This is a genomic window from Pseudomonas sp. SWRI99 (assembly GCF_014270125.1).
Classification (GTDB): Bacteria; Pseudomonadota; Gammaproteobacteria; order Pseudomonadales; family Pseudomonadaceae; genus Aquipseudomonas; species Aquipseudomonas hamedanensis.
On sequence record NZ_JABWQR010000010.1, the window covers coordinates 20,486 to 33,980 of the forward strand.

The window sequence follows — 13,495 nt, forward strand, 5'->3', positions numbered from 1 at the left end:
CACATCGACATCTGATACACCGCTATCGCGAGCAGGCTCACTCCTACAAAGGGCAATGGTGTTGTTATTGAGTGGCGGTGTAGACCTTGCGACCAGCAAACCAGGTCTGCAGAACCTGGGTGTCGTGCAGGGCTTTGTCATCGACGCTGAACACATCGCGATCCAGAACAATGAAGTCCGCCTGCTTGCCCGGGGTCAGCGAACCGATCTGCCGGTCCAGGCCAATGGCTCGCGCGGCGTTGGCTGTGTAGGCATAAAACAGGGTTTCGCGGTCCAGACGCTCGTCGGCATTGAGCACGCCCAACGGGCCGACGCGAGTGATCGCCTGGGCCATGGCGTTGAACGGGTTCGGCGATGAGACCGGCCAGTCACTGGCGCCGGCAATCGTCGCGCCCTGCTTGAGCAGCGAATGCGCCGGGTATTGATAGCGAAAGGCGAGGGCGCTGACGTAGGGCTTGATCATCTCGGTGGTGTAATCGTCGGCGCTGGCCCAGAGCAGTTGCATCGAGGCGATGACCCCAAGCGGCTTGAAGCGGCCGAATTCTTTCGGGTTGACCATCTGCAGGTGAGTGATCGAGTGGCTGATGCCGCTCTGGCGATCCTTGCGCGCCTGGGCGATGCCGTTGAGCGCTTCGCGCACCGCACGGTCGCCGATGGCGTGGATGTGCACCCGCCAGCCGCGCTGGTCGATGGCGCTGACCAGCTCGCCGAAGTGCTGCGGATCGATGAGCAATTCGCCCTGTTTGTGCGAGTTGCTGTAGGGGTCAATCATCGCCGCGCTTTGCGCCGGAAATTCGATCACGCCGTCGGCGAAAATCTTCACCCCTGGCAGGGTCAGGTTGGGTATGCCTTGAAACTGCTGGCGCACCTTGTCCAGCGTATCAAGATCGGCCGGAACGCTTTTGGGATTGGCGACCAGCAGCGCGGCGACATGCACGCTCATCTCGCCACTTTCGGCCAGTGCCTTGTAGGCCGGCAGCACACCGACGGACTTCTCGGTGGGTTTGAGAGCGAACACCGCTTCACCCGGTGCGGCGTTGGCGGCCGGGTCCATCCATGCCGTGATGCCCAGACTGTTGTTGTAGCGCACGGCTGATTTGGCGGCGCTGAGCATGTCGGCAGGGCTTGGCACCGGCATCTTCGAGGCGACCCGATCCCAGCCAGCGTCGACCACAAAGCCGTTGGGCTCGCCGTTGGCCAGTTTGCCGATGGTGTCCTTCTCGGCCTCTGGCAAGGATTGCAGCAGCGCGGCGTCGATGCCGGCGCGTTTGAGCATGACGTTGTTGGCCCACGCGGTGTGGTGATCGCTGCCGACGAACACCACCGGCACGTCGGCCCATTCGCCGCTGTTGAAGGTTTTGCCCAAGGCTTCGGCCTGCGCCCAGTACACCGAACTCATGCCGGCAATGCTCAGCACATCGCCGTGTTTTGCCTTGCCGTCTTCGCGCCAGCCACGCAGGCGTTTTTGCACTTCATCGAGACTGACGACTTCGTCAGCCATGTTCGCCGAGGCCATTTCCAGCCCGCCGAAAATGGCGTGGGAATGGCTGTCGACCAGCCCTGGCATCAGGGTTTTACCTTGCAGATCGATGACTTGGGTGGCGGTCTCGATCAGCGCTTTGATCTGTGCATCGGTGCCGACTTGCAGCACTTTGCCCTGTCCCACGGCAAGCGCCTGGACCTTCGGTTGCGTGCGGTCGGCAGTGAAAATCTTGCCATTGAGCAACACCAGATCGGCAGCGGCCATGGCTTCCATCGAGGCAAAACTTACAGCAGCAACCAGCAGCTTGGGAATGAATCTTTTCATTGAAGATTTCCTTGTTATTGCGTCTGATGGCCAGATTACTGGCTGCAATCGGCCGACAGAACGCTTCCCTCACGAAAAACGTTTTTGCCTGAATGGAAAAAGCATGGACAAGCTGGGTGCACTGAAAATGTTCGTGGTCACCGCGCAGCTCGGCAGTTTCAGCCGCGCCGCCGAGCAATTGGGCAAGACCCCGTCGGCCTTGACCAAAGCGGTCAACCACCTGGAGTCGGAGTTGGGCGCGCGGCTGTTCGAGCGCAGCACCCGGCGAATTCTGCTGACCGAGATCGGCCGGGTGTACCTGGAAACCGCGCGGCTGGTATTGCAGCGACTGGACGAGGCAGGGGAGGAAATCGAACAGTTGCAACACGGCCTGCGCGGCAGTCTGAAAATCACCGCACCGCTGGCCTATGGTCGGGCTTTTCTCGATCAGGTGTGCGACGGCTTTTTGCAGCAGTACCCGCAGATCAGCCTGCAAGTGGACCTGTGCGACGCCTTCGTCAATTTGCTGGAAAGCGGCTATGACCTGGCGCTGCGTGAGGGGCATGACGATTTGCCGGGGTTGATCGCGCGGGTGGTCGGCAGCAATCGCCTGGCCTTGTGTGGCAGTCCGCAATACCTGGCGCGCGCAGGTTTGCCGGTCAATCCGCAAACCCTCGAACAGCATGAATGGCTGTGGTATCAGCATCCATTGCTCAGCCGCGAATTCTGGTGGGCCGAGCGCGATGGCCAGCGCCTGAGCCTGGCCCAACCGACGGCGCCGCGGTTGCGCAGCGACAATTACGATCTGCTGCTGGCCAGCGCCCTGGCCGGTCGCGGTTTATTGCATACGCCGTTGTGGAGCGCCGCGCCGTACCTCGCGGACGGGCGACTGGTGCGGGTCATGGCTGATTACGCGATCGACCCCGACACCTTCGGCCCGCACATTCTTGCGGTGTACCCGAGCCATCGGCGGGCGACGGCGAAAGTGGTGGCGTTTATTGATTACATCGCAGCGTTTCTCGCCGAACGTGGGCTGAACTGACGGACATTGATCGCTCCCACGCGCAGCAAAGGAATGCAGCCCGTGACGCTCCGCGCCACTGGACGCGGAGCGTCCCTTGAGGCATTCCTTTGCTGCGCGTGGGAACGATCAAATGTGTGTGTCGGCCTGGGCCGACTGGCGGTTCTTGTCAGGAAAATCCTACAGGAGTACAAATGTACTCCATGACAAACCTGACTCCCCGCCGTACCGCCATCCTGACCTTTATCCGCGAACGCATCGCCGAACACGGTCAGCCCCCAAGCCTCGCTGAAATCAGCGAGGCTTTTGGTTTTGCCTCCCGCAGCGTGGCGCGCAAGCACGTGCTGGCACTCACCGAGGCCGGATTTATCGAGGTCAATGCGCATCAGGCCCGGGGCATTCGCCTGCTCGGACAGCCGGCGCGCCCCGAGCTGCTCGACATCCCCGTGCTCGGTCGCGTGGCCGCCGGCGCGCCGATTGGCGCCGATGCCGACATTCATAGTCGCTTGATGCTCGACCCGGCACTGTTCTCCCGCACCCCCGACTACCTGCTGCGGGTGCAGGGCGATTCGATGATCGAGGACGGCATTCTCGACGGCGATCTGGTCGGCGTGCGGCGCAATCCCGAGGCACTCAATGGGCAGATCGTGGTGGCACGGCTCGACGGCGAAGTCACCATCAAGCGCTTCGAACGTGTCGGCGCAGAGGTACGGCTGTTACCGCGCAACCCGGCGTATCAGCCGATTGTCGTGCGCGACGATCAGGACCTGGCCATCGAAGGGGTGTTCTGCGGTCTGGTGAGGCAAGGCTGATGGGCGCCGTCGTTGCGTTGGATACCCTGTTCAATGGCGGCCAGGTCTGGAGAGGCCGGCCTGCGCCACCGGCCGCCAGCCCGCAGCCGACCGGCCACGCCGCGCTGGACGCGGCACTGCCCAGCGGTGGCTGGCCGGAAGCTGCGTTGAGTGAAATCCTTCTGGCCGGCCCCGGTGTCGGTGAGTTGCAACTGGTCTGGCCGACGCTGGCGCGATTGGCCGCGGCCGGCGAGCGCATCGTGCTGGTGGCGCCGCCGTTCTTGCCGTACCCGCAAGCGTGGGAAAGCGCCGGGGTCGATCTGCGTCAGTTGTCGGTGATTCAGGCCAGCGAGCGCGATGCCTTGTGGGCGGCGGAGCAATGTTTGCGTTCGGGCAGTTGCGGCGCGGTGCTGTGCTGGCCAAACAAGGCCGATGACCGCGCATTGCGGCGTTTGCAAGTGGCGGCGGAAACCGGCCAGACCCTCGCGTTTGCCTGGCGACCGTTGAGCGAAGCCGTCAACCCGTCACCGGCAGCGCTGCGTATTGCCATCGACGCCAGGCCTGCACAACTGCGCGTACTCAAATGCCGTGGCGGGCTGGCGCGGACGACGCCGATTGCCTTTGCCGTGGGTCACTGAGGCCGCCATGCGCTGGGTGTGTATCGTGTTTCCGCAACTGGCCCTCGACGCCGTGCTGCGCCAGCGCCCCGATGCCGCTGAGCCGTTGGTCTTGCTCAGCGGTCCGGCTCAGCGCCGGGTGTTGCAAGCGGTGAATCCGGCGGCGCGCCAACTCGGCTTGCGTTCCGGCATGTCGATGACTGCCGCCCAGGCCATGAGCAAAGGCTTTGCCACCGCCGATTACGAGGTGGCCGAGGTCGAACACTGGCAGCAGTTTCTCGCCGCGTGGGCCTACCGTTTCAGTGCGCAGGTCAGCGTGCATTACCCGCGGACCGTGGTGTTCGAGATCGAATCGAGCCTGGGGCTGTTCGGCACCTGGGCGCAGTTCGAGGCACGCCTGCGTCAGGAACTGACCGACCTGGGCTTTCGCCACCGCATCGTCGCGGCGCCGAACCCGGCAGCGGCGCGGGTGTTGGCCAATGCGTATGACGGTCTGGTGGTGCCGGACGGTGAGGCTTTGCAACATCACCTGGGGCGGTTGCCTGTCGACCGCGTCGGGCTGGAGCCGAGCGTGGCCACGGCGTTGACGCGCATGGGCCTGCGCACGCTCAATCAAGTGCAGAGCCTGCCGCGTCAGGCCCTGGCCCGGCGGTTCGAAGCGCAGATGCTCAAGCACCTCGACACTTTGTTCGGCGCGCGCCCACTGGCGCTGGAGTTTTACCTGCCGCCGGACCGTTTCGACGTGCGCATCGAGCTGAATTTCGACGTGCAATCCCATCAGGCGCTGCTGTTCCCGCTGCGCCGTCTGACCGGCGATCTGTCGGCATTCCTTTGTGGACGCGACAGCGGCGTGCAGCGCTTCGACCTGCTGCTGGAACACGCCGGTCTGCCGGACACGGTGATCAAGGTCGGCCTGCTCAGTGCCGAGCGTGATCCGGCGATGCTCTTCGAGCTGGCCCGTGGACGTCTGGAGCAGGTGCAGGTCGAGGCACCGGTGCGCGGCTTTCGCCTGCGCGCCGAGGACCTGCCGAGTTTCGTCCCGCAGTTTCAGCAATTGTTCGATGAGCGTACGCAACAGACCCTGCCCTGGGAGCAATTGCGCGAGCGCCTGCGTGCCCGGCTGGGCGATGACGCGGTGCAAGGACTGCGTTTTCAGGCCGACCACCGGCCCGAGCGCGCCTGGCAGCACGGCGTCGACAAACAGCGTTGCAGCGGTTTGCCCAACGTCCTGCGTCCGGGCTGGCTGCTCGACGAACCACAGAGCGTGCCGCACGGCTCGGCGCGGATTCTCATGGGGCCGGAGCGCATCGAATCCGGCTGGTGGGACGGTGAGGATGTGCGCCGCGATTACTACCTGATCCAGAATCGCGCCGGCCAGCAGGGCTGGGCCTGGCGTGCGGTGGGCGAGGACGGCCCCCTGTGGCTGCAGGGCTGGTTTGCATGAGCGCCGGTTATGCCGAACTGCACTGCCTGTCGAACTTCAGTTTCCAGCGCGGTGCCTCCAGTGCCCTGGAACTGTTTCAGCGCGCAAAAAAGCACGGCTATCACGCCTTGGCAATCACCGACGAATGTACCTTGGCCGGCATCGTTCGCGCCTGGCAAGCGGCGAAAGCCGTTGAACTGCCGCTGATCATCGGCAGCGAAATACGCATCGACAACGGCCCGAAACTGGTGCTGCTGGTGGAGAACCTTGCCGGTTATCAGGCGTTGTGCGGCTTGATCACCCGCGCCCGGCGGCGCACGCAAAAAGGCCAGTATCAGGTGCTGCGCGAGGACTTCGACGAGCCGTTGCCGGGATTGCTGGTGTTGTGGGTGCCGGATTCGCCCGATCAAGGAGAGGAGGGCGCCTGGCTGAAACAGACGTTCGGCGCGCAACTGTGGCTGGCGGTGCAGTTGCATCGCGGGCAGGACGATCAGCAGCGGCTGGCAGCGTTATTGAGTCTGGCGGCGCAGTGGCAGATTCCGGCGGTCGCCAGCGGCGATGTGCACATGCACGCCCGTGGCCGCCGTGCCTTGCAGGACACCATGACGGCGATCCGGCACCACGTCCCGGTGGCCGAGGCAGGCTTGCGCCTGCATCCCAATGGCGAGCGGCACTTGCGCAGTGTCGAGATGCTGCAAGCGCTGTATCCGCCGGCCTTGCTGGACGAATCGGTAAAACTGGCCCGGCGCTGCACCTTCGATCTGGGCGAGTTGCGTTATCAGTATCCCAAAGAGCTGGTGCCCGAAGGCCACAGTGCCAGTTCGTGGTTGCGCCATCTGACAAAACAGGGCATTGCCTGGCGCTGGAAAAAAGGCGCGCCCTTCAAGGTGCTGAGGCAGATCAACAAGGAATTGAAACTGATCGCCGAGCTTGGCTACGAAAGCTATTTTCTCACCGTGCACGACGTGGTGAATTTTGCCCGCAAGCAGGAAATCCTCTGCCAGGGGCGTGGTTCGGCGGCCAACTCGGCGGTGTGCTTTGCCTTGGGCATCACCGAAATCGACCCGGACCGCACCACCTTGCTGTTCGAACGTTTCATGTCCAAAGAGCGCAACGAGCCGCCGGACATCGATGTCGACTTCGAACACGAGCGTCGCGAAGAAGTCCTGCAATACGTGTTCAATCGATACGGCCGGCGGCGCGCGGCACTGACCGCCGTGGTCAGCACCTATCACGCCACCGGCGCGGTGCGTGATGTGGCCAAGGCCCTGGGCCTGCCGCCGGACCAGATCAACGCATTGGCCGATTGTTGTGGTCGCTGGAGCGATGAAGTGCCGCCGCTGGAACGCTTGCGCGAAGGCGGCTTCGACCCCGACAGCCCGCTGCTGCGCCGCGTCTTGAGCCTGACCGGGCAACTGATCGGTTTCCCCCGGCACCTGTCGCAGCACCCCGGCGGTTTCGTGATTTCCGAGCAACCGCTGGACACCCTGGTACCCGTTGAAAACGCAGCGATGGCCGATCGCACCATTATCCAGTGGGACAAGGACGACCTCGATGCAGTCGGTCTGCTCAAGGTGGATATTCTGGCGTTGGGCATGCTCAGTGCGATCCGCCGCTGTTTCGACCTGCTGCGCCGCCACCGCGATCTGAATTTAACTCTGGCGACAATCCCGGCCGAAGACAAACCGACCTACGACATGATCAGCCGCGCCGATACGGTCGGCGTGTTCCAGATCGAATCGCGCGCGCAGATGTCGATGCTGCCGCGCTTGCGCCCGCAGACGTTTTACGATCTGGTCATTCAAGTGGCCATCGTCCGGCCGGGACCGATTCAGGGCGGGATGGTCCATCCGTACCTGCGCCGGCGTAATAAGGAAGAAAAAGACAGCTACCCGTCGCCGGAGCTGGAAGTGGTGCTCAAGCGCACCCTCGGCGTACCGCTGTTTCAAGAGCAGGTCATGCAGATTGCCATTGTCGCCGCCGACTACAGCCCCGGCGAGGCCGATCAGTTGCGCCGCTCCATGGCCGCATGGAAACGTCACGGCGGACTGGAACCGCACAAGGAACGACTCGCTGCCGGCATGAAGAAGAACGGCTATACACCGGAATTCGCCGCGCAGATATTCGAGCAGATCAAGGGCTTTGGCAGTTACGGTTTCCCCGAGTCCCACGCCGCCAGTTTTGCCTTGCTGACTTACGCCAGTTGCTGGCTCAAATGCCATGAACCGGCGGCGTTTGCCTGTGCGCTGATCAACAGTTGGCCGATGGGCTTCTACAGCCCGGACCAGATTCTTCAGGACGCACGCCGCCATCAATTGCAGATCCGTCCGGTGGACGTGCGCGCCAGCGATTGGGATTGCAGCCTGGAAACCACCACCGGGGCACAACCGGCGATTCGCATGGGCTTGCGCATGATCAAGGGCTTTCGCGAGGACGACGCCCGGCGCATCGAAGCGGCGCGCCAGCGCGGGGCGTTTGCCGATGTCGCCGACCTGGGCGAGCGGGCGGCCCTCGACAGTCGGGCGCAGGCGTTGCTCGCCGATTCCGGAGCGCTACGCGGTCTGGCCGGGCACCGCCATCGGGCGCGTTGGGAAGTGGCGGGGGTGCAGAAACAACTTGGCCTGTTTGCCGGGCTGCCCAGCGAGGAAGAGGTGCAAATCGTGCTGCCCAAACCCAGTGTGGGCGAAGACCTGCACGCCGATTACGCCACGTTGGGTACCACGCTGGGGCCGCATCCACTGGCGCTGTTGCGCAGCGAATTGAAAGCGCGACGTTGCCGCAGTTCGCGGGAGTTACAGGATATTGAACATGGCAGGCCGGTGAGCATCGCCGGATTGGTGACCGTTCGGCAACGCCCCGGCACGGCCAGCGGCGTGACGTTCGTGACCCTGGAAGACGAGTTCGGCAACGTCAACGTGGTGGTCTGGCGCGACCTGGCCGAGCGCCAGCGGCAAGTGCTGGTCGGGGCGCAATTGCTCCGGGTCGATGGCCGCTGGGAGCGCGAAGGCGAAGTTCGCCACCTGATCGCCGGCCGCCTGAGCGACCTCAGCCCGTTGCTCAGCGGCATTCGTGTGCAAAGCCGGGATTTCCACTGATCCCGCATCCCCCCTGTAGGAGTGAGCCTGCTCGCGATAGCGGTTTGTCAGTCATCATTTTCGTAGCAGATGCGCCACCATCGCGAGCAGGCTCACTCCTACAGGGAATTCGGGCTGTAGCCTCAATCTGCGCGATACCGCCGAGCCATGTCTCTGATCGTTCCCACGCTCCGCGTGGTAACGCCTCCCGTGACGCTCTGCGTCACAGTGGACGCGGAGCGTCCATGGCTGCATTCCCACGCAGAGCGTGGGAACGATCAATGTACGGCTAGTCATTTCACTGACGTCAAAAAAATCTGTCCTCAATGATGGCACTTTGTCATAATGCCGCGCCTTTCCGCTCCCGCCGCGCTGCCGCGTCGGGACACCGCCGTTTTTAAAAAGGAATACTCAGTGAGAATGATCTCTCGGATGTTGGTCTCAGGCGTGGCGATTGCCGTGCTCGGCACGCTGGCTGGCACACTCGCCGGTTGCGCCACCGAAAGCTCCCGTGCGTTGCCGGTGGCCAAGGTTGAAAGCGCCACGCAGGTCTGGACCGGCGTTCGCGTGCCGATGGCCGTGGGCAAGTTTGATAACCGCTCCAGCTACATGCGCGGGATCTTTTCCGATGGCGTCGACCGTCTCGGCGGTCAGGCCAAGACCATTCTGATCACCCACTTGCAGCAGACCAACCGGTTCTCGGTGCTGGATCGCGACAACATGGGCGAAATCCAGCAGGAAGCGGCGATCAAGGGCCAGGCCCAGCGTCTCAAAGGTGCTGATTACGTGGTCACCGGTGACGTCACCGAATTCGGCCGCAAAGAAACGGGCGACCACCAGTTGTTCGGCATTCTCGGCCGCGGCAAGACCCAGGTCGCGTACGCCAAGGTCAACCTGAACATCGTCAACATCAGTACGTCGGAAGTGGTCTATTCGACTCAGGGCGCCGGCGAGTACGCCTTGTCCAACCGCGAAATCATCGGCTTCGGCGGCACCGCTGCCTACGACTCCACCCTCAACGGCAAAGTCCTCGATCTGGCCATGCGCGAGGCGATCAATCGCCTGGTCGATGGCATGAACGCCGGTGCCTGGAAACCGGGCAACTGATCGTCGCCCACTGCAAGGAGCAACACCCATGAATCTGACTCTGTCGCGAGCGCTGCTGGCGCTGATGCTGGCCGCCAGCACGTTGCTGGCCGGTTGTGCCGCCCCGAAAACCCTGTACCAGTGGGAAGGCTACGAACCGCAAGTCTACGAATACTTCAAAGGCGAAGAGCCGAAAGAAGCCCAGGCCGAAGCGCTGGAGCGCGACCTGCAAAAAATCCGCTCCACTGGCAAAGCCGTACCGCCGGGTTATCACGCGCACCTGGGCCTGCTCTATCTGAGCCTGGGCAAGGACGATCAGATGGTGCAGCAGTTCAACACCGAAAAGGCGCTGTTCCCCGAGTCCGGCACGTACATGGATTTCCTGCTTAAAAACGCCAAGAGCGGAGACGTCAAATGATCTCGCGTACTTTGAAAATGCTCGTTGCCGGTCTCGCACTGACCGTGCTGGGTGGCTGTGTCGCGCCCAAGACCGTGGATTATTCAGCGTACAAGCAGGCGCGACCGAAGACCATTCTGGTGCTGCCACCGCTGAACACCTCGCCGGACGTGAAAGCGTCGTACAGTCTGTTGTCGCAAGTGACCTTTCCACTGGCCGAGGCCGGCTATTACGTGCTTCCGATCACCCTGGTGGACGAGACGTTCCGCCAGAACGGCTTGACCACCCCGGACGATATTCATCAGGCCCCACCGGCCAAGCTCAAGGAAATCTTCGGCGCTGACGCGGCGCTGTATATCACCGTGACCGAATACGGTACGCGCTACATGGTGATCAGCAGCGAAACTGCAGTGACCGCAACGGCGAAACTGGTCGACCTGAAGAGCGGCACTACGCTGTGGACCGGCGCGGCGCGGGCGTCGAGTGAAGAGGGCGGCAACAACGGTGGCGGCGGCCTGATTGGCATGCTGATCACGGCGGCGGTGAAGCAGGTCATCAACAGCGCCACCGATGCCGGTTACCCGATTGCCGGCGTGGCGAGCAATCGCCTGCTGTCGGCCGGGCATCCGGCGGGCTTGCTGTATGGGCCGCGCTCGCCGAAGTACGGCACTGACTGAGTTATCGATTACCCTGAAAACCCTGTAGGAGTGAGCCTGCTCGCGATAGCGGTGTGTCAGTCACTTCAATGTATCTGACACACCGCTATCGCGAGCAGGCTCACTCCTACAAGGGGAATGCGTTTTCTGTTGGTTTACTTGGCGGCCGGCCAAAACCGCTCACCACCCCCCGGCGCTTCCGTCCACGCTTGCAACGAGCGGGTCGGCAAATCGAAGTAGTCGCGGGTTCGCGCGTAACCATGCACCTGAACGGCATCGAAATGGCCATTCTCGACGTCGCCGCCAAAATGAAAACCGGCTACCACCCCCTGAAACACCTGATTGGGGTGTAGTCGTCGCGCGCAGTTGAAATCAGCTATACCTCGTATGAAACCAATACGAATGCAGACGCTCGAAACAGACGGGCGTCGCGTCGTGCCGGCGTCGCGATTTGTCAGCCAACCACCACAGGACACCGAGTCAATCGATGCAGTTTTTATCCGATAGCTACGGGTGCGACGGCTGGAAAGGCGAAATGGCCGCGCGGATCTGTGCGTTCGACTGGAGCCGCACCGAGCTGGGCCCGCTGGATACCTGGCCCGCCAGCCTGTGCAGCACGGTGCAACTGATGCTCGCCTCGCAGATGCCGATGGTGATGCTCTGGGGGCGCGCCGGGTACATGATTTACAACGACGCCTATTCGCAGTTCGCCGGTGGCCGCCACCCGTCGCTGCTGGGGTCGCCAGTGGAACTGGGCTGGCCGGAAGTGGCCGATTTCAATCGCAACGTGGTCGACACCTGCCTGGCGGGCGGCACCTTGTCGTATCGCAACAAAGTCTTGGTGCTATGGCGCGACGGCGTTCCGGAAGATGTCTGGCTTGACCTCTATTACAGCCCCGTGGCCAATGACGAGGGCGTCCCTGCCGGCGTCATGGCGATGGTGGTGGAAACCACCGAGTTCGTACTCTCCGAACGCCTGCGCCAGGAAGCGGAGAACGCTTACCGGGCCGATAACGAACGGGTACGGCTGGCGCTGAACGCCGGGGCCTTGCTTGGCTCCTTTGTCTGGGACATCAAGCACGACACGTTATCGGCCGATGAACGCTTTGCCCGTACCTTCTCCTACCCGCCGGATCAGGACCTGAGCAACCTGGCGCAGGACGTTGCCGAGTCGCGCATCCATGCCGATGACCGCGCCTGGGTGAAGGAACGTATTGCCAGGGCTGTGCAGACCGGCGAGCCGTATAACGCCGAATACCGCGTGCTGCGCAGCGATGGCAGTTATCTGTGGGTACTTGCCAGCGGTGCGTGCGAGTTTGACGAACACGGCGAGCCGTTGCGTTTCCCCGGGGTATTGCTCGACATTCATGAGCGCAAAAACGCCGAAGAGTCCCTGCTCAAGTTCACCCGCAACCTTGAACAGCGTGTCGCTGAAGAGGTCGACGCGCGGCTGGCGGCGGAAGAGCAGTTGCGCCAGTCGCAGAAGCTCGAAGCCATCGGCGGCCTGACCGGCGGCGTCGCTCACGACTTCAACAATCTGCTGCAAGTGATCGCTGGCAACCTGCACTTGCTGGCCCGGCATGAACCGGATAACGCCAACGTGCAACGCCGGGTCGGTGCGTCGCTGGCGGCGGTCGAGCGAGGCGCCAAGTTGTCCTCGCAACTGCTCGCGTTTGCCCGCCGACAACCGTTGTCACCGGCGGTGTGCAATCCGCGGCAAATCTTCGACGGTGTCGGTGAGCTGCTGCAACGCGCACTGGGCGAAACCATTCAGATCGACGTGCAACTGCCGTCGCAACCGTGGCATGTTTATGTCGACCGCAACCAACTGGAAAACGCCATCCTCAATCTGGCGATCAACGCCCGCGACGCCATGAAAGGCGAGGGCACCATTGGCCTGAGCGCTGCCAACGTTCGCCTCGACCACCAGTTCTGTCACGGTAAAGGTATCGCCGCCGGCGACTTCGTGCGGGTCGCGGTCAGTGACACCGGCGTCGGCATCGCGCCGCAGATGCTTGAGCAAGTGTTCGAACCGTTTTTCACCACCAAGGCCGATGGCCAGGGCACCGGCCTGGGGTTGAGCATGGTGTTCGGTTTCGTCAAACAGAGCGGCGGTCACGTCGAGATCGACAGCGCGGTGGGCGAGGGCACACGGGTGCAGCTGTACTTCCCGCGCAGCTTGCGCCCGATCCTCGATGACGCGCCCAACCTGCAACGCCAGCAGAGCGGCGGTCACGAGACGCTGCTGGTGGTCGAGGACAACGACGCGGTGCGGGCTTCGGCGGTCGAACTGCTGCGCGAGGAGGGGTATCGCGTACTGACTGCCGCCAACGGCGACGCGGCGATGCAGATGTTGCTGGAAGGTGTCGAAGTGGACCTGATTTTCACCGACGTGGTCATGCCGGGGCTGATCAAAAGTTCCGACCTGGCCGGCTGGGCCAAGGTCCAGGCGCCACCGGTGCCGGTGCTGTTCACTTCAGGGCATACCCGCGACATCATCTCGCGCAATCACCAGTTGAGTCCCGACACGCACCTGCTCGGCAAACCGTATAGCCCGCAAGCGATGTTGCAGATGATCCGCGCGGTCCTCAGTGCCTGATACATGGCCCTCGGCGGTGGCGCTCTCATCGCCACCGGTTTCGCG

10 protein-coding genes and 2 pseudogenes are annotated in these 13,495 nt (G+C 63.0%); 10 read left to right on the plus strand and 2 right to left on the minus strand.

From position 1 onward, the window contains the following. Window positions 1-64 precede the first annotated feature (64 nt). The gene (locus HU743_RS10095) at window positions 65-1,807 is read right to left on the minus strand and encodes an amidohydrolase (protein ID WP_186648427.1); all 1,743 of its coding nucleotides are present in this window, start codon (window positions 1,805-1,807) and stop codon (window positions 65-67) included. Between the two features lie 103 nt (window positions 1,808-1,910). On the opposite strand from HU743_RS10095, the gene HU743_RS10100 reads away from it, so the two are divergent. The 8 genes from HU743_RS10100 to HU743_RS10135 all read left to right on the plus strand — a co-directional run bounded on the left by HU743_RS10100 (window position 1,911) and on the right by HU743_RS10135 (window position 10,872). Continuing rightward, window positions 1,911-2,828: a LysR family transcriptional regulator gene (locus tag HU743_RS10100; protein ID WP_186648429.1), complete on the plus strand. Its 918-nt coding sequence runs from the start codon at window positions 1,911-1,913 to the stop codon at window positions 2,826-2,828. Between the two features lie 173 nt (window positions 2,829-3,001). Beyond that, window positions 3,002-3,619, plus strand: a complete 618-nt coding sequence (gene lexA, locus HU743_RS10105; protein WP_186546639.1) for a transcriptional repressor LexA — start codon at window positions 3,002-3,004, stop codon at window positions 3,617-3,619. Next, window positions 3,619-4,236: a translesion DNA synthesis-associated protein ImuA gene (gene imuA, locus HU743_RS10110; protein WP_186648431.1), complete on the plus strand. Its 618-nt coding sequence runs from the start codon at window positions 3,619-3,621 to the stop codon at window positions 4,234-4,236. The genes lexA and imuA overlap by 1 nt, the downstream gene beginning before the upstream one ends. Before the next feature lie 7 nt (window positions 4,237-4,243). After that, window positions 4,244-5,659: a DNA polymerase Y family protein gene (locus tag HU743_RS10115; protein WP_186619691.1), complete on the plus strand. Its 1,416-nt coding sequence runs from the start codon at window positions 4,244-4,246 to the stop codon at window positions 5,657-5,659. Next, window positions 5,635-8,733 carry an error-prone DNA polymerase gene (locus HU743_RS10120; protein WP_346656517.1) on the plus strand — a complete coding sequence of 1,033 codons (3,099 nt, stop codon included), beginning with the start codon at window positions 5,635-5,637 and terminating at the stop codon, window positions 8,731-8,733. The genes HU743_RS10115 and HU743_RS10120 overlap by 25 nt, the downstream gene beginning before the upstream one ends. Window positions 8,734-9,132: 399 nt before the next feature. Beyond that, on the plus strand, window positions 9,133-9,819 hold the full coding sequence (locus HU743_RS10125) for a CsgG/HfaB family protein (protein WP_186546704.1): 687 nt from the start codon (window positions 9,133-9,135) through the stop codon (window positions 9,817-9,819). Between the two features lie 28 nt (window positions 9,820-9,847). Further along, a complete protein-coding gene (locus HU743_RS10130; RefSeq protein ID WP_186648435.1) occupies window positions 9,848-10,216 on the plus strand; it encodes a DUF4810 domain-containing protein in 369 nt (122 codons plus the stop codon). Further along, window positions 10,213-10,872: a DUF799 domain-containing protein gene (locus HU743_RS10135; protein ID WP_186619689.1), complete on the plus strand. Its 660-nt coding sequence runs from the start codon at window positions 10,213-10,215 to the stop codon at window positions 10,870-10,872. Before HU743_RS10130 ends, HU743_RS10135 begins: the two co-directional genes overlap by 4 nt. A gap of 134 nt (window positions 10,873-11,006) precedes the next feature. Here the strand turns inward: HU743_RS10135 and HU743_RS27170 are convergent. Next, window positions 11,007-11,114: pseudogene (locus HU743_RS27170) on the minus strand (flavin reductase family protein); the annotation flags it as partial. Here HU743_RS27170 and HU743_RS10140 point away from each other — a divergent pair. Both HU743_RS10140 and HU743_RS10145 read left to right on the plus strand, forming a co-directional pair. Next, window positions 11,112-11,204: pseudogene (locus HU743_RS10140) on the plus strand (GntR family transcriptional regulator); the annotation flags it as partial. The pseudogenes HU743_RS27170 and HU743_RS10140 sit on opposite strands and share 3 nt — an antisense overlap. A 134-nt stretch (window positions 11,205-11,338) precedes the next feature. Beyond that, window positions 11,339-13,450 carry an ATP-binding protein gene (locus HU743_RS10145; protein ID WP_186648437.1) on the plus strand — a complete coding sequence of 704 codons (2,112 nt, stop codon included), beginning with the start codon at window positions 11,339-11,341 and terminating at the stop codon, window positions 13,448-13,450. Window positions 13,451-13,495 lie beyond the last annotated feature (45 nt).